Consider the following 21,562-nt stretch of genomic DNA (forward strand, 5'->3'; position numbering starts at 1 on the left):
CCGTCCGGACGGCGCGGCGTGGCCACCGCCGGCTCGGCCGGCCAAAACCCGGTGACCGCGGAGACGGCCGTGGTCGATACTCGGACAGGTGTTCATCTCGATCTCCACCACAGGCACGGCCGAGCGGCCTGCCACCGACCTGGGATTCCTGCTCCACAAGCACCCCGACAAGGTGCAGCGGTTCTCGACCTCCCACGGCGTGGCCCACGTCCTCTACCCGGAAGCCACCGAAGCGGCGTGCACCGCGGTGCTGCTGCTCGACATCGACCCGATCGCGCTGGTCCGCCAGGGCCGGGGCAAGGGCCGCGGCGGCTCGCCCGACTTCGCGCTCGCCCAGTACGTCAACGACCGGTCCTACGCCGCGTCCTCGCTGCTGGCGGTGGCGCTGCGGGCGGTATTCCGGTCCGCGATGAAGGGCGTCTGCGAGCTGCGGCCGGGGCTGGCGGAGCAGCCGTTGCCGCTGCGGATCGAGCTGCCCGCCGTGCCCGCCAACGGTTCCGGCGAGGCCGGTGGCGGCGTGACCATGGTGACCAGGCTGTTCGAGCCGCTGGGCTGGCAGGTGGACGCGACCGACATCCCGCTCGACGAGACCTTCCCGGAGTGGGGCGCCTCCCGCTTCGTGAAGGTCGGGCTCACCGGCACCCTGCGGCTGTCGGACGCGCTCCAGCAGCTGTACGTCCTGCTGCCGGTGCTGGACGGTGCCAAGCACTACTGGGTGGCGCCGGACGAGGTCGACAAGCTGCTCGCGGCCGGCGAGGGCTGGCTGGGCGACCACCCCGAGCTCTCGCTGATCACCCGTCGGTACCTGGCCCGCCGCTGGTCGCTGACCCGGCTCGCACTGGAGCGGCTGGCGCTGGCCCGGCTGGCCGAGGCCGACGACCGGGAGGCCGAGGAGGTGGACAACGCGGTCGACGACACCGCCGAGGAGGAGACCCACCAGCAGCAGGCCGCCGGGGAGCAGACCGCGGGCCAACCCGAGCAAGCTGCGGAGAAGGGCGTTCCGCTCGCCGTCCGGCGCCGGGAGGCGATCGTCGGCGCGCTGCACGAGACCGGCGCCGCCCGCGTGCTCGACCTCGGCTGCGGACAGGGCGAGCTGGTCGGGGCGCTGCTCAAGGACGTGCGCTTCACCGAGGTGCTCGGAGTGGACGTGTCCTCCCGGGCCCTGGCCGCCGCCGCCCGTAAGCTGCGACTGGACCGGATGACCGAGCGTCAGTCGGCCCGGGTCAAGCTGGTCCAGGGCGCACTGACCTACACCGACGTCCGGCTCAAGGGCTACGACGCGGCCGTGCTCTCCGAGGTCATCGAGCACCTCGACCTGCCCCGGCTGCCCGCCCTCGAGTACGCGGTGTTCGGTGCGGCCCGGCCGTCCACCGTCGTCGTCACCACACCCAACGTCGAGTACAACGTCCGCTGGGAGAGCCTCCCGGCCGGGCACGTCCGGCACTCGGACCACCGCTTCGAGTGGACCCGCGCGGAGTTCGCCGGATGGGCCGGTGAGGTGGCCCGGAAGTACGGGTACACGTACAGCCTCCGCCCGGTCGGTCCGGTGGACGAGGAGGTGGGCGCGCCCACCCAGCTCGCCCTCTTCCGGATCGGCACCCCCGCCGACACCGGCCCCGCCGTCACCGCCGCCGCCGACCAATCCGACACCACCGCCGCCGACACCGACTCCGCCATCCAGGAAGGGAGCGCGACCCGATGACCGCCGCCGCACAGCCCGCCGAGGCCGCGCAGCCCGACGGCGCCGCAGCCACCCCGTCGCCGACCGACGCCCTGACCCACGACGACGACGCCGTGACTCGCGACCCCGAAGCCCTTGCGGCCATGGCCCCGGACGCCCCGGACGACTCGGCCCCCGATGCCGCCGCTCCGGCCGTCCGCCGGCTGCCCGTCACCGACGTCTCGCTCGTGGTGCTGATCGGTACCACCGGCGCGGGCAAGTCCAGCTTCGCCCGCAAGCACTTCCTCTCCACCCAGGTGGTCTCCTCCGACTTCTGCCGCGGGCTGGTGGCCGACGACGAGAACGACCAGTCGGCCTCCGCCGAGGCGTTCGAGGTGCTCCACTACATCGTCGGCAAGCGGCTGGCCGCCGGCCGGCTCACCGTGGTCGACGCGACCAACGTCCAGCAGGAGGCCCGCCGCCAGCTCGTCGCGCTCGCCCGCGAGCACGACGTGCTGCCGATCGCCATCGTGCTGGACGTGCCCCCCGCCGTCTGCGCCGAGCGCAACCGGCACCGGCCCGACCGCCAGCTGCCGCCGCACGTGATCCCGCGCCAGCAGCGCGAGCTGCGCCGCTCGCTGCGCGGCCTGGAGCGCGAGGGCTTCCGCAAGGTGCACATCCTGCGCGGCGAGGCCGAGGTGCAGGCCGCCGATATCGTGCCCGAGAAGCGCTTCAACGACCTGCGCCACCTCACCGGCCCGTTCGACATCGTCGGCGACATCCACGGCTGCCGCTCCGAGCTGGAGACCCTGCTCGCCCGCCTCGGCTACACCCTGAGCCGGGACGACCAGGGCCGTCCGGTCGACGCGGTCCACCCCGAGGGCCGCACCGCGGTCTTCGTCGGCGACCTGGTCGACCGCGGACCGGACACGCCGGGCGTGCTGCGCCTGGTGATGGGCATGGTCGGTGCCGGCCACGCGCTCTGCGTGCCGGGCAACCACGAGAACAAGCTCGGCCGGCAGATGGCCGGCCGCAAGGTCACCGTCTCGCACGGCCTCCAGGAGTCGCTGGACCAGCTGGCCGCCGAGCCGGAGGAGTTCCGCGTCCAGGTCCGCGCTTTCATGCGCGACCTGGTCAGCCACTACCTGCTGGACGGCGGCGACCTGGTGGTCTGCCACGCCGGCCTGCCGGAGAAGTACCACGGCCGGGCCTCCGGCCGGGTCCGCTCGCACGCGCTGTACGGCGACACCACCGGCGAGACCGACGAGTACGGCCTGCCGGTCCGCTACCCCTGGGCCGAGGAGTACCGGGGCAAGGCGATGGTGGTCTACGGCCACACCCCGGTGCCGGCCGCGAGCTTCGTCAACAACACCATCTGCCTGGACACCGGCTGCGTCTTCGGCGGCAGCCTCACCGCGCTGCGCTACCCGGAGCGGGAGCTGGTGAGCGTGCCCGCCGAGCAGGAGTGGTACGCCCCGGTGCGGCCGATGCAGACCGATGCGCCGGGCTCCCGGGAGGGCCGCCCGCTGGACCTCGGCGACGTGGCGGGCCGTCGGATCGTCGAGACCGGCCACCACGGCCGGATCTCGATCCGGGAGGAGAACGCGGCGGCGGCCCTGGAGGTGATGAGCCGGTTCGCGCTGGACCCGCGGCTGCTCAGCTACCTCCCGCCGACCATGGCGCCGTGCGCGACCTCGCGCCGCGACGGCTACCTGGAGCACCCGGAGGAGGCGTTCGCCGGCTACGCGCACGACGGCGTCCGGCAGGTCGTGTGCGAGGAGAAGCACATGGGCTCGCGCGCGGTGGTGCTGGTCGCCCGGGACGGGGCGGCGCTGGAGAAGCGGTTCGGCCTGCCCGGCCCGGGCGCGATCTGGACCAGGACCGGCCGCGCCTTCCTCGGTGACGCCGAGCTGACCGGCGCCGTCCTCGACCGGGTCCGGGCCGCCGCCGAGCGGGCCGGCCTGTTCGAGGAGCTCGACACCGGCTGGCTGCTGCTGGACGCCGAACTGATGCCCTGGTCGCTGAAGGCCGCCGAACTGCTGCGCCGCCAGTACGCCGCGGTGGGCGCCGCGGCCGGTGCCGCGCTGCCCCGGGTGCTGGCCGCGCTGACCCAGGCCGCCGGCCGCGGCCTCGACGTGGCCGAGCTGACCGCCCGGCAGCGGCAGCGGGCGGCGGACGCGGAGGCGTTCACCGCCTCCTACCGCCGCTACTGCTGGCCCACCGAGGGCCTGTCCGGCATCCGGCTGGCCCCCTTCCAGCTGCTGGCCGCCGAGGGAGCCAACCTCGCGGTGCGCCCGCACGACCAGCACCTCGGCTGGATCGACCGGCTGGTCGAGGCCGACGAGCAGGCCGCGCCGATCCTGCAGCGCACCGGCCGGCTGGTGGTCGACACCTCGGACGAGGCCTCGGTCGCCGCGGGCATCGCCTGGTGGGAGGAGCTCACCGCGGCGGGCGGCGAAGGGATGGTGGTCAAGCCGCTGGCCTCGCTGGTCCGGGGCGGGGCCGACGGCCGGCTGGTGCAGCCGGGCGTGAAGGTCCGCGGCCGCGAGTACCTGCGGATCATCTACGGGCCGGACTACACCCAGTACCTGGACCAGCTGCGCCAGCGCTTCCTGGGGCACAAGCGCTCGCTCGCGCTGCGCGAGTACGCGCTCGGCCTGGAGGCACTGGACCGCCTGGCCGCCGGCGAGCCGCTCTGGCGGGTGCACGAGCCGGTCTTCGCGGTGCTGGCGCTGGAGTCGGAGCCGGTGGACCCGCGGCTGTAGTGCCCGCCCGGCGGGCCGCCCTCGGCCAGGTCGCCGGGTAGCCCCGGCCGCCTCGCCGGGAGACCCCGGGCGGGGCGCCGGGTGGCGGCACGACCGGCAACGGCCCCACGGTGTTCTCGGGATGTCCCGCGCGCCGTGGGGCCGCCGTTACCCCCGCTCTGCATATAAATTCCGCCAGTCGTATACACTTCCCGTCTCTCGGTTCGCCGAGCCAATCACGGGACCGAGAACACGTGCCCCGATCCGCCAGACGACCCAGGAGCCCGGCATGGCCTTCAACCTCCGGAACCGGCACTTGCTCAAGGAGCTCGACCTCACGCCGCAGGAGTTCCGGCACCTGGTCGACCTGGCGGCGCAGCTCAAGGCCGCCAAGTACGCGGGCACCGAGCAGCCCCGCCTGCGCGGCAAGAACATCGCCCTGATCTTCGAGAAGACCTCCACCCGCACCCGCTGCGCGTTCGAGGTCGCCGCCCATGATCAGGGCGCCGCGACCACCTACCTCGACCCGGCCGGTTCGCAGCTCGGCCACAAGGAGTCGATCAAGGACTCGGCCCGGGTGCTCGGCCGGATGTTCGACGGCATCGAGTACCGGGGGTACGGCCAGGAGATCGTCGAGGAGCTGGCCGCCCACGCGGGCGTACCGGTGTGGAACGGCCTCACGGACGAGTGGCACCCCACCCAGATGCTGGCCGACGTGCTGACCATCCGGGAGCACTCCACCAAGCCGCTGGCCGACGTCACCCTGGTCTACCTCGGCGACGCCCGCTTCAACACCGGCAACTCGCTGCTGGTGACCGGGGCGCTGCTGGGGATGGACATCCGGATCGTCGCCCCGCAGCAGCTCTGGCCGGCCGAGGAGGTGCGCAAGGCGGCCGAGGAGCTGGCCGGCCGGACCGGCGCCCGGATCACCCTGACCGAGGACGTGGCCGCCGGGGTGGCGGGGGCGGACTTCCTCTACACCGACGTCTGGGTGTCGATGGGCGAGCCCAAGGAGGTCTGGGCGGAGCGGGTCGAGGTGCTCCGGCCCTACCAGGTCTCGATGGACACCGTCCGCGCCACCGGCAATCCGGCGGTGCGCTTCCTGCACTGCCTGCCGGCCTTCCACGACCTGGGTACCGAGGTCGGCCGACAGCTGCACGAGGCGACCGGGATGACCGAGCTCGAGGTGACCGACGAGCTCTTCGAGTCGCACCACTCGCTGGTCTTCGACCAGGCCGAGAACCGCCTGCACACCATCAAGGCCGTGCTGGTGGCGACCCTGGCCTGACCCGGCTGGCCCAGCCTGCCCCTGGCCTGACCGCGGTCGGGGCGCACCGCTGCAGGGGGGTGACTAGAAGTCGACGTTCACGCACGCCACCCGGTCGCCTGCCGCGTGTCCCGCGGCGGCCTCGCCCGCGTGCAGCACCACCGAGTGGGCCGAGTTCGGCCGGAACTCCCAGCCCACCGTGGTCCGGGCCTGACCGGCCCCGGTGGCGTCGGTCCGTACCTGCATCCGCAGCTCGTTGCGCTCGTTGGCGAAGGCCGGGTCGCTGGAGGGCTGCACCGGGTCGACCTGGTGCTGGTAGTGCGGGCCGGAGGCGGCCGGGTCGGCCCCGCAGCGGCCGGTGTGCACGTGGGCGGGGAAGGTGTGGTCGGGCGCCACCGAGGCCAGCGCCACCGCCACCGTGGTCCGGCCGGCGCCGCGTACCACGGTGACCCGGACCCGCGCGCCGTACGGCACCAGGTCCTGGGCGTAGCTGACGGCGGCCGGCGGGACGAAGGCCGTCGCCGGGTCGAAGTCGGCGGCCACCACGGTCGGCGAGACGGCGGCGGGCAGGACGGCCAGCGGCACCATGGCACCGGCCAGACCGGAGAGCGGGCCGGAGAGAGTGCCGGAGCGCGGGCCGCGGAGGCGTCCGGCGCGCGGGAGGGGGAACGGGACGGACATCGGGGCGGGGCCTTCCGGCTGGTCGGGGCTGGACACCGCCCACCGTGGCGGTCCGGCCGCCACGGCCGCACGCCGCCGTGCCGCCGGGTCACCCGTACGGGGAGCCGCCCCCGCCGCCCCGAGCCCCCCGCCAGGAGTCCCCGTCACCAGTCCCCGTCAGGAGCCCCCCGACCTCAGGCGCCCCCGATGCCCCGGATCTCGCAGCGCGGCCCGCTCGCCCGCATCAGCCGCAGGTCGGCGGTGACCAGTGGCGCGCCGAGGTGTTCGGCGACGGCCACGTACGCGGCGTCGTCCGGCGTCAGGTTGTCCTTGAGTTCCCAGACCCGCCCGAGCAGCCCGCCCAGCTCGACCTTGCGGAAGGCGATCCCGGGGAGTTCGGCCGCCAGTTCGGCGACCCGTTCGGGGGTCAGCTGCCGGGCCAGGTAGAGGCCGCGCAGCGACTGCATCACCTCGATGAGCAGGTGCTCGGGGGCCGCCCAGTCGCCGTCGGCGGCGAGCTCGGCCCGGGCCGCCGCGCCGCGTTCACCCTCGTCCGCCAGGGCCAGGACCAGCGCTGACGCATCGACGACTATCACCGGACGGGCTCCCTGCCTGCGGATTCGACGGACCGGGCCCACGGTAGCGCGGCTGCGGTTGCGGGCGGCGGTCGGCAGGGGAAGGTTGGAGAGGATGCCCGGGCCCGCCTGGCGTCGTCCGGCGAACGGGCATGCACTATGGTTTATCTCGACGTCGAGATAACTACGCACTATGATTTATCTTGACATCAAGATACTTGCCGAGAGGCGCACGCCTTCCATCGTGGCGAGGCGGAGCCAAGTAAGGCTTACCTTACCACTGGGTGGACCTAGAAGGAGTCAGTCGTGTCCGCGAACAGCTTCGACGCCCGCAGCTCGCTGCAGGTGGGCGACGAGTCGTACGAGATCTTCAAGCTCTCCGCCGTCGAGGGTTCCGAGCGGCTGCCGTACAGCCTCAAGGTCCTGCTGGAGAACCTGCTCCGCACCGAGGACGGCGCGAACATCACCGCCGACCACATCCGCGCCCTCGGCGGCTGGGACCCGAACGCCGAGCCGAGTGAGGAGATCCAGTTCACGCCGGCCCGCGTGATCATGCAGGACTTCACCGGCGTGCCGTGCGTCGTCGACCTCGCCACCATGCGCGAGGCGGTCAAGGAGCTGGGCGGCGACCCCTCCAAGATCAACCCGCTGGCCCCGGCCGAGCTGGTCATCGACCACTCGGTCATCGCCGACCGCTTCGGCACCCCGGACGCCTTCGTCCAGAACGTCGAGATCGAGTACGGCCGCAACAAGGAGCGCTACCAGTTCCTGCGCTGGGGCCAGACCGCGTTCGACGAGTTCAAGGTCGTCCCGCCGGGCACCGGCATCGTGCACCAGGTCAACATCGAGCACCTGGCCCGCACGGTCATGGTCCGTGGCGGCCAGGCCTACCCCGACACCTGCGTCGGCACCGACTCGCACACCACCATGGTCAACGGCCTGGGCGTGCTGGGCTGGGGCGTCGGCGGCATCGAGGCCGAGGCCGCGATGCTCGGCCAGCCGGTCTCCATGCTGATCCCGCGCGTGGTCGGCTTCAAGCTCAACGGCCAGCTGCCGGCCGGCACCACCGCCACCGACCTGGTGCTCACCATCACCGAGATGCTGCGCAAGCACGGTGTGGTCGGCAAGTTCGTCGAGTTCTACGGCGAGGGCGTCACCGCGATCCCGCTGGCGAACCGCGCCACCATCGGCAACATGTCGCCGGAGTTCGGCTCGACCTGTGCGATCTTCCCGATCGACGCCGAGACCATCAACTACCTGAAGCTGACCGGCCGCAGCGCGCAGCAGCTCGCCCTGGTCGAGGCGTACGCCAAGACCCAGGGCCTGTGGCACGACCCGTCGGTCGAGCCGGTCTTCTCCGAGTACCTCGAGCTGGACGTCTCGACCGTCGTGCCGTCGATCTCCGGCCCGAAGCGCCCGCAGGACCGGGTCGTGCTGGCCGAGGCCGCGCAGAAGTTCGCCGAGGCGCTGCCGACCTACGCCGCCGAGGCCTCCAAGCCGACCGCCGTCACCTCGCCCGACGGCTCGACCTACGAGATCGACAACGGCGCGGTCGTGATCGCCTCGATCACCTCCTGCACCAACACCTCCAACCCCTCCGTCATGCTGGGCGCCGCCCTGCTGGCGAAGAAGGCCGTGGAGAAGGGCCTGCACGTCAAGCCCTGGGTCAAGACCACCCTGGCCCCCGGGTCCAAGGTCGTCATGGACTACTACGAGAAGGCCGGCCTGCTCCCGTACATGGAGAAGCTGGGCTTCAACCTGGTCGGCTACGGCTGCGTCACCTGCATCGGCAACTCGGGCCCGCTGCCCGAGGAGGTCTCGGCCGCCGTCAACGAGGCCGACCTCGCGGTCGTCTCGGTGCTCTCCGGCAACCGCAACTTCGAGGGCCGGATCAACCCGGACGTCAAGATGAACTACCTGGCCTCCCCGCCGCTGGTGGTCGCCTACGCCCTCGCCGGCAACATGAACGTCGACATCACCCGGGACGCGCTCGGCCAGGACGCGGACGGCAACGACGTCTTCCTCGCCGACATCTGGCCCTCCGAGCAGGAGGTCGCCGACACCGTCGCCGGCTCCATCGACGAGGCCATGTTCGACAAGGGCTACCAGGACGTCTTCGCCGGTGACCACCGCTGGCAGTCGCTCCCCATCCCGACCGGCAACACCTTCGAGTGGGACGCCGAGTCCACCTACGTCCGCAAGCCCCCGTACTTCGAGGGCATGGCGACCACCCCGAGCCCGGTGAACGACATCGCCGGCGCCCGCGTGCTCGCCAAGCTGGGCGACTCGGTCACCACCGACCACATCTCCCCGGCCGGCAACATCAAGCCGGGCACCCCGGCCGCGCAGTACCTCACCGAGCACGGCGTGGAGAAGCGCGACTTCAACTCGTACGGCTCGCGCCGTGGCAACCACGAGGTGATGATCCGCGGCACCTTCGCCAACATCCGCCTGCGCAACCAGATCGCGCCGGGCACCGAGGGCGGCTACACCCGCGACTTCACCCAGGCCGACGCGCCGGTGTCGTTCATCTACGACGCCTCGCAGAACTACCAGGCCGCCGGCATCCCGCTGGTCGTCCTGGCCGGCAAGGAGTACGGCTCCGGCTCGTCCCGCGACTGGGCGGCCAAGGGCACCGCGCTGCTCGGCGTCAAGGCCGTCATCGCCGAGTCCTACGAGCGCATCCACCGCTCCAACCTGATCGGCATGGGCGTGCTGCCGCTGCAGTTCCCGGCCGGCCAGACCGCCGAGTCGCTCGGCCTGACCGGCGAGGAGACCTTCTCCTTCACCGGTGTCACCGAGCTGAACGAGGGCCGCACCCCGAAGACCGTCAAGGTCAAGGCCGGCGACGTCGAGTTCGACGCCGTGGTCCGGATCGACACCCCCGGCGAGGCGGACTACTACCGCAACGGCGGCATCCTGCAGTACGTGCTGCGCAGCCTGATCAACGGCTGACCCGCACCCCGTCCGGCGACCGGGCCGCACCCCTGCGAAGGGGTGCGGCCCGGTCCGCGTTGTGCGCACCCCCTTGTGCGGGTGGCGCCCTTGGACTAAACCTCTGTCTCAGCTTGGTCCAGACCATTTGACGCTGATTCAGAGAGAGCCACGGGTCTTCTCGTATGCGCATGCTCAGTCGTACCGCAGCCGCTGTCGCCGCCGTCACGGTCGCCGCAGCCCTCAGTGCCCCCGTCGCCCAGGCCCACGACCGCGCCCCGCGCCTGGAGGGGCAGCGGGTCGGCTACTTCACCCAGTGGGGCATCTACAGCGGGTTCTCCGCCAAGAAGGTGCAGACCTCGGGGCAGGCCGGCAAGCTCACCGTGATCAACTACGCCTTCGGCAACGTCTCCGCCGAGGGCACCTGCTTCGAGGCCAACGGCGCCGGGGTCGGCGACGCCTGGGCCGACTACCAGCGGCCGGTCGGGGCCGAGGAGTCGGTGGACGGCGTGGCCGACACCGCCGAGCAGCCGCTCAAGGGCAACTTCAACCAGCTGCGCAAGCTCAAGGCGGCCAACCCGCAGCTGCGGGCCGTGGTCTCGCTCGGCGGCTGGACCTGGTCGAAGTACTTCTCCGACGCCGCCCTCACCGACGCCTCGCGCCGGAAGTTCGTCTCCTCCTGCCTCGACCTCTACCTGCGCGGCAACCTGCCGCAGCTCGGCTCGGTCGAGGGCGGCGCGGCGGCCGGTGCCGGGGTCTTCGACGGCATCGACATCGACTGGGAGTACCCGGGCGGCGGCGGTGACCCGGGCAACGTGGTGCGCCCCGAGGACGGCCGCAACTACACCCTGCTGATGCAGGAGTTCCGCCGCCAGCTGGACGCGCTGGGCGCGAAGTCGCGCACCCACTACCTGCTCACCGCCGCGGTGCCGGCCAACGAGGCCCGGGCGGACCAGCTGGAGGTCCGCAAGGTCGCCCGCTCGGTCGACTGGCTGAACCTGATGACCTACGACCTGCACGGCACCTGGGAGGCCCAGGGGCCGACCGACCACAACGCCAACCTCTACTCCGACCGGGCCGACCCGGCCGTCGACAACCGCGGCTACAGCGCCGACCGGGTGGTGCGGCACTACCTGGCCGCCGGCCTGCCGGCCGCCAAGACCGTGCTCGGCGTGCCGTTCTACGGCTACGGCTGGACCGGCGTTCCGGCCGGCACCAAGGCCGGCCTCTACCAGCCGGCCACCGGCCCCGCGCAGGGCGGGAACCTCCCGTACAACCGGATCAAGGACCTGCCCGGTACCGTCCACGACGACCTGCTGCACGGCGCCACCTGGAAGTACGACGGGACCGAGTTCTGGTCGTACGACACGCCGGAGCTGCTGACCCGCAAGGCGCAGTACTCCCGCTGGAACGGGCTGGGTGGTGTGATGGCCTGGTCGCTGGACAACGACGACGCCCAGGGATCCCTGGTCACGGCCCTGGACAAGGGGCTCGGCCGGATCGGACGCTGATCCTCCGGCAGTCGGCGGCGCGCAGCTTCGCACATCACGTTTCTGGCTCGTGATGCGCGAAGCTGCGCGTTTCTATGTTCAAACGCGCATGATCGCGCTACATTTTCGGTCATCGTCGAGCCGCACGCGCAATATGCAGGCTTCCTGCACATTGCACATGCTGCACCGCCGACAACGCTTTGACCGTCAGCACCGGCATCAGGCGGTCGGGCTATTGCCGCCAGATGAACAGTGGACTATACCTTTGCGCATCGAAGAAAACCGCCTCTGACCGGCACCTTTGCCGCTAGGCGCGCCTGATCCAACAGGAATTGACCGTCCGTCAGACCTGTCTTGCATCTTCTCTGGACACCGAGGGGTTAGGGCACTCATGGGCTCTGCAACCGAGTACAACCGTCGTGACATCTTCAAGCGGGCCGCCGGCATCGCCGTGCTCGCCGCGAGCGGCGGCTCGCTGCTCGCCGCCTGCGCCGGTGGCACCGGCAGCAGCGACAAGGGCTCCAAGGGAGCGGGCGGCTTCAACCTGAGCGACGCCAAGAACCCGTTCGGCGTCAAGGACGGTGAGGGCCTGGAGGTCTTCATCTTCGACGGCGGCTACGGCAACGAGTACGCCAAGGCCTTCGAGGCCATCTACTCGAAGAGCTACCCGGGCGCCAAGATCAACCACCAGGCCGACAAGGACGTCACCGGCAAGCTCCAGCCGCGCTTCAACGCCGGCAGCCCGCCGGACGTCATCGACGACTCCGGCGCCAAGCAGATCAAGCTGGACGTGCTGGCCGACTCCAACCAGCTGACCGAGCTCACCCCGCTGCTGGACTCGCCCTACATCGACGACCCGTCGAAGAAGATCCGCGACGTGCTGATGCCCGGGACCGTCGAGTCCGGCACCATCAAGGGCAAGGTCTACAACCTGTCCTACGTCTACACCGTGTTCGGCTTCTGGTACTCCAACAAGCTGTTCAAGGACCACGGCTGGACCGCGCCGAAGACCTGGGCCGAGTTCATCGACCTCTGCGGCAAGATCAAGGCCGCCGGCATCGCGCCCGTCGCCCACCAGGGCAAGTACCCGTACTACATCAACGTCGTCATGATGGACATGATCGCCAAGCAGGGCGGCCTGGACCTCATGAAGCGGATCGACAGCCTGGACGCCACCGCGTGGGACGACCCGGCGGTCAAGACCTCGGTCGAGGCGTTCTACCAGATCGTCTCCAAGGACTTCCTGCTCCCCGGCACCAACGGCATGACCCACACCGAGTCGCAGACCGCGTGGAACCAGTACAAGGCCGCCTTCATCCCCTCCGGCTCCTGGCTGGAGAACGAGCAGCTCGCCACCACCCCGGCCGACTTCGACATGGCGTTCCTGCCGATGCCGTCGCTGCCCGGTGACAAGCTGCCGTTCGAGGCGATCCGCGCCGGTGCCGGCGAGCCCTTCATCGTCCCGTCCAAGGCCAAGAACGTGGCCGGCGGCATCGAGTTCCTGCGGATGATGCTGACCAAGGAGGCCTCGGGCAAGTTCGCCCAGACCGCCAACAGCCTCACCTGTCTCAAGGACGGTGTCGGCCCGGAGGTCAAGCTGAAGCCGGGCACCGCCTCCACCGTGGTGGCGCTCAAGGCGGCCGGTGCCAACACCTTCAACTTCCAGTACCCGAACACCGCGAGCAAGTTCGACGAGGACCTGCAGAACGCCTCCGGCGAGCTGATGGCCGCGCGCATCGATCCGGCGGAGTGGATCAAGCGCGCCAAGGAGTCGGCCACCAAGAACAAGACCGCCTGACCGGCGGAGTTCCGGAGCGCACCGGGGGCCCCTAACCGCCCCCGGTGCCTCTTGCCTGAGGACAGGAGAAGTGGCGATGCGTCACGGCAAGTACCCCTTCATCGTGGGGTTCCTCTTTCTTCCGATCCTGCTGTACGTGAGCCTGGTGCTCTGGCCGTACGCGCAGACCTTCGGATACTCCCTGACCGACTGGTCGGGACAGAGCCAGGAGATGAACTTCGTCGGCCTGGACAACTACACGAGACTCCTCGATGACGAGGTCTTCCTCGGTGCGATCTGGCACAACCTGCTGCTGCTCGTGCTGCTGCCGGTGCTCACCATACTGATCGCGCTCTTCTTCGCCTTCATGCTCAACGTCGGCGGCCGCAGCGGCACCGGCGGCGTGCAGGGCGTGCGCGGCGCCTCCTTCTACAAGGTGGTCTTCTTCTTCCCGCAGGTCCTGTCGATCGCGATCCTCGCGGTGCTGTGGGGCGCGGTCTACCGCACCGACGGCGCGGGCCTGGCCAACGGCGTGCTGATCAAGCTCGGGCTGGCCGACGCCGCCCACCCGGTCCAGTGGCTGTCCGACCCGGACATGGTCATGTGGTGCGTGCTGGCGGTGCTGGTCTGGTCCGGCGTCGGGTTCTACCTGGTGCTCTTCTCCGCGGCCATGCAGGGCATCCCGAAGGACATCTACGAAGCCGCCCTGCTGGACGGCGCCAAGCGCGGCCAGACCTTCCTGCGGATCACCCTGCCGCTGCTCTGGGAGACCGTCCAGACCGCCTGGGTGTACCTGGCGATCGTCGCGATGGACGCCTTCGCGCTGGTCTCCAGCATCACCCCCGGCGCCTACTTCGGCGGCGGCCCTGACCACCACAGCGAGTTGATCTCCACGTACCTGATGCGCAGCTTCCTGCGCAACGGCGAGGCCGGCTACGCCTGCGCCATGGGTGTGGTGATCTTCTTCTTCACGCTGATCCTGTCCGTCGTCTCGCTCTGGGCCACCAAGCGCGACCGGATCGAGTACTGAGCGGGGCCATGGACATGAGCACTAGCATCGAAGAGACCTCGACCCTCCCGGCCCCGCGCGCCGCCAAGCGCCCGAAGGCCGACCGGACCGCGCGCTTCGGCGAGGGCGGGGGAGTCCTCAACGTCTTCTCCCACGGCTTCCTGGCCGTCTGGGCCCTGCTGATCGTCTTCCCGCTGGTCTGGGTGGTCCTCGGCTCCTTCAAGACCGACGCGCAGATCAACGGCAGCGCCTGGAGCTGGCCGGCCACCTTCGCCTTCGACGCCTTCTCCCGGGCCTGGTCCAAGGGCATCGGCGGGTTCTTCCTGAACACCCTGATCGTGCTCTCCGGCTCGCTCACCCTGACCATGCTGTTCGGCGGCATGGCGGCGTACGTGCTGGCCCGGTACGAGTTCAAGGGCAACAAGGCGATCTACTACCTGTTCGTGGCCGGGTCGATGTTCCCGGTCTACCTGGCCCTGGTGCCGCTGTTCTTCATGGTCCGCAACCTCGGTGAGATCTCGCCGATCCTCGGCCTGAACAGCTACCTCGGCCTGATCCTGGTGTACGTGGCGTACTCGCTGCCGTTCACCGTGTTCTTCCTGTACTCGTTCTTCCGCACCCTGCCCACCGCGGTCCACGAGGCGGCGATGCTGGACGGCTGCTCGCACACCCGGGCGTTCTTCCAGATCATGGTGCCGATGGCCAAGCCCGGCCTGATCAGCGTCGCCATCTTCAACGTGCTCGGCCAGTGGAACCAGTACATCCTGCCGGTCACCCTGATGCAGCCGACCACGGCCGGCGAGGCGGACCACTCGATGCTCGCCCAGGGCCTGGTCAACCTGGCCCTGCAGTCCGGGTACAAGAGCGACGCCCCCGCGCTGTTCGCCGGCATGACCATCGCGATGCTGCCGGTGCTGGTGGTGTACCTCTCCTTCCAGCGCCAGGTGCAGGCCGGTCTGACCTCGGCCACCCTCAAGTAGCCCGGCGGGTCCGGACACGACGGCGGCCGCCCGGGATCCCGGGCGGCCGCCGTCGTGCGGTCCGGACGGCTCAGCCGCGGTCGCAGTCCTGCGCGCGCAGCGCCCGGGCCAGGTTGTCCCGGCACTCCAGCACCAGCCGGCGCAGCGCGGGCGCCGCGTCCGGGTGCCCGGCCAGCCAGGCGTCGGTGGCCTCCAGGGTCGCCGGCTCGGTCTGCAACCGGGGGAAGAAGCCGCCGACGATCCGCATCGCGATCTCGATGCTGCGCTGCGCCCAGACGGTCTCCAGCAGCTCGAAGTAGGCGGCGGTGTAGCCGGCCGTCAGCTCGCGCTGGTTCGGCTGGGCGAAGCCGGCGATCTGCGCCTCGACCAGGGCGTTGGGCAGGTCGTCCGAGTCCACCACCGCCGACCAGGCGGTCGCCTTGGCGCCCGCGGTCGGCAGCGCGGCCAGGCACTTGACCGCCCGCTGCTTGCCGCTGGCGGTGTTGTCCCGGCGCAGCTCGCCCTCGATCTGCTCGGCGCCGGCCCGGCCGGTGGCGGCCAGGGTGAGCCAGAACTCCCAGCGCAGCTCCTGGTCGACCACCAGCCCGTCGATCCGGGCGCTGCCGTCGAGCAGCCCGGCCACCAGCTGCTGGTGCTCGGCGCCGTCGGCGGCCGAGGCCAGGAAGCGGGCCCAGGCCAGCTGGTGGTCGCTGCCGGGAGCGGCGGCGCGCAGCTCGCGCAGCGCGCACTCGGCCAGCAGCCGGCCGCCCTCGGCGCGCCAGGCCGGGTCGGCGTACAGGTCGACGGCGGTCCTGGCCTGCTGGTGCAGCGACTGGAGCACGCCGATGTCCGACTCCTGCCCGGCGAAGCGCAGCACCAGGTCGAGGTAGTCCCGGGCCGGCATCAGGGCGTCCCGGGTCAGGTTCCACACCGCGGACCAGGCCAGCGCGCGGGTCAGCGGCGCGGAGAGGTCGCCGAGGCCGGTGCGCAGGGTCTCCAGCGAGACCTCGTCGAAGCGGACCTTGCAGTAGGTCAGGTCCTCGTCGTTGACCAGCACCAGGGTGGGCCGCGGCCGTCCGGCCAGCTCGGGCGCGGTGGTGCGGGCGCCGGCCACGTCCAGCTCGACCAGGTCGGTGCGGACCAGCGCGCCCGTCCCGTCGCGGTCGTAGAGGCCGATCGCCACCCGGTGCGGGCGCAGCGTGTCGCCGTCCTGGAGCACCGCCAGCTCGGTGATCCGGCCGTCGGCGTCGCAGGTCACCTGCGGGGTGAGCGAGTTGACCCCGGAGGTCTGCAGCCAGGCGGAGCTCCACGCCTTCAGGTCGCGTCCGCTGGTCTCCTCCAGCACGCTCAGCAGGTCGCCCAGCACGGTGTTGCCGAAGGCGTGCCGGCGGAAGTAGCGGCGGGCGCCCTCGAAGAAGGCGTCCCGGCCCACGTAGGCGACCAGCTGCTTGAGCACCGAGGCGCCCTTGGCGTAGGTGATGCCGTCGAAGTTGAGCTTGGCGTCCTCGAGGTCCCGGATGTCCGCGGTGATCGGGTGCGTGGTCGGGTACTGGTCCTGCTGGTACGCCCAGGCCTTGCGGCGGTTGGCGAAGGTGATCCAGGCGCTGCGGTAGCGGGTGCCGGCGCCGATCAGGCCGTAGGAGCCCATGAAGTCCGCGAAGGACTCCTTGAGCCACAGGTCGTCCCACCACTTCATGGTGACCAGGTCGCCGAACCACATGTGCGCCATCTCGTGCAGCACCACGTTGGCCCGGCCCTCGTACGCGGCCTCGGTGACCTTCGAGCGGAAGACGAACTCCTCGCGGAAGGTGACGCAGCCGGGGTTCTCCATCGCGCCGATGTTGTACTCGGGGACGAAGCACTGGTCGTACTTGCCGAACGGGTACGGGTAGTCGAACTCCTCGTGGAAGAAGTCCAGGCCCTGCTTGGTGACGGTGAGGATCTCCGCCGCGTCGAAGTGCTCCGCGAGCGACCTGCGGCAGGTCGCGGCGAGCGGGATCTCCAGCCTGGTGCCGTCCGGCAGTTCGCGGCTGTAGTGGTCGCGCACCACGTGGTACGGGCCGGCCACCACGGCGGTCAGGTAGGTGGAGATCGGCCGGGTCGGGGCGAACCGCCAGGTCCGGGCGCCGTCCTGCTGCTCGACCGAGTCGTGCACCGCGTTGGCGTACACGTCCCACGCGGCCGGCGCGGTCACCGTGACGGTGAACGGGGCCTTCAGGTCGGGCTGTTCGAAGTTGGCGAAGACCCGGCGGGCGTCGGCCGGCTCGAAATGCGTGTAGAGGTAGGTCTCGCCGTCCACCGGGTCGACGAAGCGGTGCAGGCCCTCACCGGTGCGGCTGTACGCGCAGTCCGCCGCCACCACCAGCACGTTGTGCTCGGCCAGCCCGTCGAGCGCCACCCGGGTGCCGTCGAAGACCCGGGCCGGGTCCAGCTCGCGGCCGTTCAGGGTGACCGAGCGGACGCCGGGGGCGAGCAGGTCGGCGAAGCTGTCCGCGCCCGGGGTGGCGGCACGGAAGGTGATGGTGGTGGTGGAGAGGAAGGTGGGGGCTGCGGGGTCCGGAGCGGAGGTCAGATCCAGGTGGACGCGGTAGCTCTCCACCTCGATCAGACCGGCCCGCTGCTGGGCTTCCTCGCGGCTCAGGTTCTTGCCCGGCACGGTGGTACTCCTGTCCGTATCGCGCCTCGTGAGGCTGGGGTGCCGGGCGCATCCTTTCATGCTCGGCGCCACGTACCATTGCACAGCCCCGGCGGAATCAGCCGCTGATTCCCGGTGTTGAGGCCCTTCGTCAGACCCACTCGCACCCGCTCACCGAAGGGCACTGTCCGTGACGACTGCCGACTCCCGCAAGATCGCAGACTTCTGGTTCGACCCGATCTGCCCCTGGGCCTGGATGACCTCCCGCTGGATGCTGGAGGTCGAGCAGCTGCGTCCGGTGGACACCCGCTGGCACGTGATGAGCCTGTCGGTGCTCAACGAGAACCGCGACGACCTGCCGGACCGGTACAAGGAGATGCTGGGCAAGGGCTGGGGCCCGGTCCGGGTCCTGATCGCGGCCGCCCAGCAGCACGGTGACAAGGTGCTCGGCCCGCTGTACACCGAGCTCGGCACCCGCTTCCACAACCAGGGCCTGCCCAACGAGCGGGCGACCATCGAGGCCGCGCTGACCGCCGCCGGCCTGCCGGTCGAGCTGGCCGACGCCGCCGACACCGACGCGTACGACGAGGCGCTGCGCGCCTCCCACCAGGAGGGCATCTCGCTGGTCGGCGAGGACGTCGGCACCCCGGTGATCGCGGTGGACGGCCCGGACGGCGACCGGGTCGCCTTCTTCGGCCCGGTGGTCACCCCCACCCCGCGCGGCGAGAACGCCGCCCGGCTGTGGGACGGCACCGTGCTGGTCGCCTCCACCCCCGGCTTCTACGAGATCAAGCGCACCCGCACCGCCGGCCCGTCCTTCGAGTGACCGCGCCCGGCAGCACACGGACGGGCCCGGTACGCATCTCGCGTACCGGGCCCGTCCGCCGTCCACGGCCCGGCTCCATCGGCCGGTGTCCCGTCGGCCGGTGTCCCCGGCCCGTCAGGCGGAGCGGACCTTGCGCCGCAGCCGGCCGGCCAGCGCCAGGGCGAGCGTGAGGCCGAGGGTGAACCAGAGCTGCACCCGGTTGCCCGCGTCCAGCGTCATGAGCGCCAGCACCGCGAGGATGCCGGCCAACGCCAGCCAGGTCAGGTACGGGAAGGCCCACATCCGCACGGTCAGCTGCTCGGGCGCCTCCCGCTCCAGCCGTCGCCGCATCCGCAACTGCGCGACGGCGATGAAGGCCCAGACCACCAGGACGGCCGCGCCGACCATGTTGAGCAGCCAGCTGAACACCGTGGTCGGCCACCAGTAGCTGAGCAGCACCGCGAGGAAGCCGAACGCCGAGGAGGCCAGCACCGCCGGCCGCGGCACCCCGCCGGACACCCGGCCCAGGACCTTCGGCCCCTGGCCGCGGCTGACCAGCGAGTACGCCATCCGTGAGGAGCCGTAGATGTTGGCGTTCATCGCGGACAGCAGCGCGATCAGCACCACCACGTTCATCAGCTGCCCGGCGCCGGTGATGCCGATCCGGTCGAGCACCGCGACGTACGGGCCGGGCTTGACCACCGACGGGTCGTTCCACGGCACCAGGGTGACGATCACGGCCATCGAGCCGACGTAGAACAGCGCGATCCGCCACATCGCGGTGCGGACGGCGGATGCCACGCTGCGCCGCGGGTCCTCGGACTCGGCGGCGGCGATGGTCACGGTCTCCAGGCCGCCGTAGGCGAAGACCGAGGCGAGCAGGCCGGTGATCAGGCCGGTGGTGCCGTGCGGGAAGAAGCCGCCGGTGCCGGTGAGGTTGGCGGTGCCGGGGGAGGAGGTGCCGGGCAGCACGCCGGCCACGGCCAGCACGCCGACCACCAGGAAGGCGGCGATCGCGGTCACCTTGACGGCGGCGAACCAGAACTCGAACTCGCCGAAGTTCTTCACCGCGGCCAGGTTGGTCGCGCAGAAGAAGCTCATGAAGATCGCGACCCAGACCCAGGAGGGCACCCCGGGCAGCCAGCTGCCCATGATGCCGGCCGCGCCGATCGCCTCGGCGCCGACGCCCACGCACAGCAGGGTCCAGAACAGCCAGCCCACGGTGAGCCCGGCCCAGGGGCCGATCTCGCGTTCCGCGTGCACCGAGAAGGAGCCGCTGGCCGGGTGGGCGGCCGACATCTCGCCGAGCATCCGCATCACCAGCATCACCAGCAGGCCGGAGAGCGCGAAGGCGAGCACGATGGAGGGCCCGGCGGCGGCGATGCCCGCGCCGGAGCCGACGAAGAGGCCGGCGCCGATCACGCCGCCGAGCGCGATCATCGACAGGTGCCGCGGCTTGAGGCCGTGCGAGAGCTCGCCCTCGGCGGGGGAGGCGACGGGATGGTCGGACCGGTCCAGGACGGGCGGTCGGGAGGGGGTCGACATCGGGTCGGATCCAGACTGTTCGGATAGCGGAGACTTCGGGCCACTATTCGGTACGACCGGTGGCCCGGCCAAGGAGCGCGGCGAAACGGTCGCCATCCGGACGGTGCTGTGACCGAAAGTGTGCACCTGACTGCGCAGATGTGTCCGAATCAGGTCGGAACCGACAAGTGCGGCCCTGACGGTTTGTCGGATGCCGACGCCCCCGCCCGGGCCGTCCGGAGCATAGGTTCACAACTGTTCACCAGCCCCGACGTGTCCGAACGGAAGATCCCGCCCATGGCCACCGCCACCGCCACCTCCGCCCCGTCCGCCGTCGTCCTCGCCGACCTGCTGCCGCGGGCCGCCACCCGCCTCGGGGCCCAGGCCCGCGAACTCGCCCTGGTGGCCGGCGGCGCCGCGTTCACCGGCCTGGCCGCCCAGCTCTCGGTCAACGTGCCCGGCTCGCCCGTCCCGGTCACCGGCCAGACCTTCGCCGCGCTGCTGGTCGGCACGGTGCTCGGGGCCCGCCGCGGGATCGCCTCGCTCGGCCTCTACCTGCTCGCCGGCCTGGCCGGCCTGCCCTGGTTCGCCGACGGCACCTCCGGCTGGGCCATGCCGAGCCTCGGCTACGTGCTCGGCTTCGTCCTGGCGGCCGGCCTGACCGGCGCCCTCGCCCGGCGCGGCGCCGACCGCAGCCCGCTGCGCACCGCCGTCGCGATGGTGCTGGGCAACCTGGCGATCTACGCCGTCGGCGTCCCGTACCTCGCCCTCGCGCTGCACCTGCCGCTCGCCCGCGCCGCCGAACTCGGCCTCTACCCCTACCTGGTGGGCGACGCGCTGAAGGCCGCGCTGGCGATCGGCGCCCTCCCGCTGACCTGGAAGCTGATCGGCCGGCGCTGACCCGCCGCCGCGCCCGGCGGCCGGCCCGCGGGCGTGTGCCGCCGGGCCCGGCCGCCCGCCGCCGGGCCCGCTGCCGGGAGTGGCCGCACCCGCATGCCACACTCATACCCATGCGCGTGTACCTGGGCTCCGACCATGCCGGATACGAACTCAAGAACCACCTTGTGGAGTGGCTGAAGGAGGCCGGCCACGAGCCGGTCGACTGCGGGCCGCACATCTACGACGCGGAGGACGACTACCCGCCGTTCTGCCTGCGCGCCGCCGAGCGCACCGCCGCCGACGCCGAGTCCCTGGGCGTCGTGATCGGCGGCTCCGGCAACGGCGAGGCGATCGCGGCCAACAAGGTCAAGGGCGTCCGTGCGGCGCTGGCCTGGAGCGAGCAGACCGCCGCCCTGGGCCGGGAGCACAACAACGCCAACGTGATCAGCGTCGGCGGCCGGATGCACACCGTCGACGAGGCCACCAAGTTCGTCGAGATCTTCCTCAACACCCCGTACAGCGGCGAGGCCCGGCACACCCGCCGGATCGAGATGCTGAGCGAGTACGAGACCACCGGCGAGCTGCCGCCGATCCCGGCCCACCACCCCCAGGGCTGATCCGCTCCACCTCCGGCACCACCCCAC

At 71.3% G+C, this 21,562-nt stretch carries 15 protein-coding genes; 11 read left to right on the top strand and 4 right to left on the bottom strand.

Annotated elements, in window-relative coordinates:
• Positions 1 to 88: 88 nt before the first annotated feature.
• The 3 genes from ABT014_RS22050 to argF all read left to right on the top strand — a co-directional run bounded on the left by ABT014_RS22050 (position 89) and on the right by argF (position 5,692).
• Positions 89 to 1,702, top strand: a complete 1,614-nt coding sequence (locus ABT014_RS22050; RefSeq protein ID WP_350640719.1) for a 3' terminal RNA ribose 2'-O-methyltransferase Hen1 — start codon at positions 89 to 91, stop codon at positions 1,700 to 1,702.
• A gap of 122 nt (positions 1,703 to 1,824) precedes the next feature.
• On the top strand, positions 1,825 to 4,425 hold the full coding sequence (locus tag ABT014_RS22055; RefSeq protein ID WP_350640803.1) for a polynucleotide kinase-phosphatase: 2,601 nt from the start codon (positions 1,825 to 1,827) through the stop codon (positions 4,423 to 4,425).
• Between the two features lie 268 nt (positions 4,426 to 4,693).
• The gene (gene argF, locus ABT014_RS22060) at positions 4,694 to 5,692 is read left to right on the top strand and encodes an ornithine carbamoyltransferase (protein ID WP_350640721.1); all 999 of its coding nucleotides are present in this window, start codon (positions 4,694 to 4,696) and stop codon (positions 5,690 to 5,692) included.
• Between the two features lie 63 nt (positions 5,693 to 5,755).
• Here argF and ABT014_RS22065 read toward each other — a convergent pair whose 3' ends face one another.
• Positions 5,756 to 6,352 carry a superoxide dismutase family protein gene (locus ABT014_RS22065; RefSeq protein ID WP_350640722.1) on the bottom strand — a complete coding sequence of 199 codons (597 nt, stop codon included), beginning with the start codon at positions 6,350 to 6,352 and terminating at the stop codon, positions 5,756 to 5,758.
• Between the two features lie 173 nt (positions 6,353 to 6,525).
• Entirely contained in the window at positions 6,526 to 6,927 is a 402-nt protein-coding gene (locus ABT014_RS22070) for a type II toxin-antitoxin system VapC family toxin (protein WP_350640723.1), read from the bottom strand.
• A gap of 285 nt (positions 6,928 to 7,212) precedes the next feature.
• Here ABT014_RS22070 and acnA point away from each other — a divergent pair, with 285 nt between their 5' ends.
• The 5 genes from acnA (at position 7,213) to ABT014_RS22095 (ending at position 15,096) form a co-directional block, all read left to right on the top strand.
• The gene (gene acnA / locus ABT014_RS22075) at positions 7,213 to 9,861 is read left to right on the top strand and encodes an aconitate hydratase AcnA (protein WP_350640724.1); all 2,649 of its coding nucleotides are present in this window, start codon (positions 7,213 to 7,215) and stop codon (positions 9,859 to 9,861) included.
• Positions 9,862 to 10,031: 170 nt separating this feature from the next.
• Positions 10,032 to 11,351, top strand: coding sequence for a glycoside hydrolase family 18 protein (locus tag ABT014_RS22080; protein WP_350640725.1), 1,320 nt, complete (start codon positions 10,032 to 10,034; stop codon positions 11,349 to 11,351).
• Positions 11,352 to 11,721: 370 nt separating this feature from the next.
• On the top strand, positions 11,722 to 13,128 hold the full coding sequence (gene ngcE / locus ABT014_RS22085) for an N-acetylglucosamine/diacetylchitobiose ABC transporter substrate-binding protein (RefSeq protein WP_350640726.1): 1,407 nt from the start codon (positions 11,722 to 11,724) through the stop codon (positions 13,126 to 13,128).
• A gap of 76 nt (positions 13,129 to 13,204) precedes the next feature.
• Positions 13,205 to 14,137, top strand: a complete 933-nt coding sequence (locus ABT014_RS22090; RefSeq protein ID WP_350640727.1) for a carbohydrate ABC transporter permease — start codon at positions 13,205 to 13,207, stop codon at positions 14,135 to 14,137.
• Positions 14,138 to 14,151: 14 nt separating this feature from the next.
• On the top strand, positions 14,152 to 15,096 hold the full coding sequence (locus tag ABT014_RS22095) for a carbohydrate ABC transporter permease (RefSeq protein ID WP_350640728.1): 945 nt from the start codon (positions 14,152 to 14,154) through the stop codon (positions 15,094 to 15,096).
• A gap of 70 nt (positions 15,097 to 15,166) precedes the next feature.
• On the opposite strand, the gene pepN is transcribed toward ABT014_RS22095, so the two are convergent.
• A complete protein-coding gene (gene pepN, locus ABT014_RS22100; protein ID WP_350640729.1) occupies positions 15,167 to 17,731 on the bottom strand; it encodes an aminopeptidase N in 2,565 nt (854 codons plus the stop codon).
• Between the two features lie 169 nt (positions 17,732 to 17,900).
• On the opposite strand from pepN, the gene ABT014_RS22105 reads away from it, so the two are divergent.
• Entirely contained in the window at positions 17,901 to 18,536 is a 636-nt protein-coding gene (locus ABT014_RS22105) for a mycothiol-dependent nitroreductase Rv2466c family protein (RefSeq protein WP_350640730.1), read from the top strand.
• 114 nt (positions 18,537 to 18,650) lie between these two features.
• Here ABT014_RS22105 and ABT014_RS22110 read toward each other — a convergent pair whose 3' ends face one another.
• The gene (locus ABT014_RS22110) at positions 18,651 to 20,060 is read right to left on the bottom strand and encodes an amino acid permease (RefSeq protein ID WP_502895063.1); all 1,410 of its coding nucleotides are present in this window, start codon (positions 20,058 to 20,060) and stop codon (positions 18,651 to 18,653) included.
• A gap of 276 nt (positions 20,061 to 20,336) precedes the next feature.
• Here ABT014_RS22110 and ABT014_RS22115 point away from each other — a divergent pair, with 276 nt between their 5' ends.
• Both ABT014_RS22115 and ABT014_RS22120 read left to right on the top strand, forming a co-directional pair.
• Positions 20,337 to 20,939 carry a biotin transporter BioY gene (locus ABT014_RS22115; RefSeq protein WP_350640731.1) on the top strand — a complete coding sequence of 201 codons (603 nt, stop codon included), beginning with the start codon at positions 20,337 to 20,339 and terminating at the stop codon, positions 20,937 to 20,939.
• A 110-nt stretch (positions 20,940 to 21,049) separates the two neighbouring features.
• Positions 21,050 to 21,535 (top strand): ribose-5-phosphate isomerase, encoded by a 486-nt coding sequence (locus ABT014_RS22120; protein ID WP_350640732.1) that lies wholly within the window; start codon positions 21,050 to 21,052, stop codon positions 21,533 to 21,535.
• Positions 21,536 to 21,562 lie beyond the last annotated feature (27 nt).

The organism is Kitasatospora sp. NPDC094015 (assembly GCF_040304075.1).
In the GTDB taxonomy this organism is placed as follows: domain Bacteria; phylum Actinomycetota; class Actinomycetes; order Streptomycetales; family Streptomycetaceae; genus Kitasatospora.

Excerpts from the sequence above, each read along its gene's own strand:
- argF (WP_350640721.1), top strand. The coding sequence starts at position 4,694 with ATGGCCTTCAACCTCCGGAACCGGCACTTGCTCAAGGAGCTCGACCTC.
- ABT014_RS22055 (WP_350640803.1), top strand. The coding sequence starts at position 1,825 with ATGGCCCCGGACGCCCCGGACGACTCGGCCCCCGATGCCGCCGCTCCG.
- ngcE (WP_350640726.1), top strand. The coding sequence starts at position 11,722 with ATGGGCTCTGCAACCGAGTACAACCGTCGTGACATCTTCAAGCGGGCC.
- ABT014_RS22120 (WP_350640732.1), top strand. The coding sequence starts at position 21,050 with ATGCGCGTGTACCTGGGCTCCGACCATGCCGGATACGAACTCAAGAAC.
- ABT014_RS22115 (WP_350640731.1), top strand. The coding sequence starts at position 20,337 with ATGGCCACCGCCACCGCCACCTCCGCCCCGTCCGCCGTCGTCCTCGCC.
- ABT014_RS22065 (WP_350640722.1), bottom strand. The coding sequence starts at position 6,352 with ATGTCCGTCCCGTTCCCCCTCCCGCGCGCCGGACGCCTCCGCGGCCCG.
- ABT014_RS22110 (WP_502895063.1), bottom strand. The coding sequence starts at position 20,060 with ATGTCGACCCCCTCCCGACCGCCCGTCCTGGACCGGTCCGACCATCCC.
- ABT014_RS22090 (WP_350640727.1), top strand. The coding sequence starts at position 13,205 with ATGCGTCACGGCAAGTACCCCTTCATCGTGGGGTTCCTCTTTCTTCCG.
- ABT014_RS22095 (WP_350640728.1), top strand. The coding sequence starts at position 14,152 with ATGAGCACTAGCATCGAAGAGACCTCGACCCTCCCGGCCCCGCGCGCC.
- ABT014_RS22080 (WP_350640725.1), top strand. The coding sequence starts at position 10,032 with ATGCTCAGTCGTACCGCAGCCGCTGTCGCCGCCGTCACGGTCGCCGCA.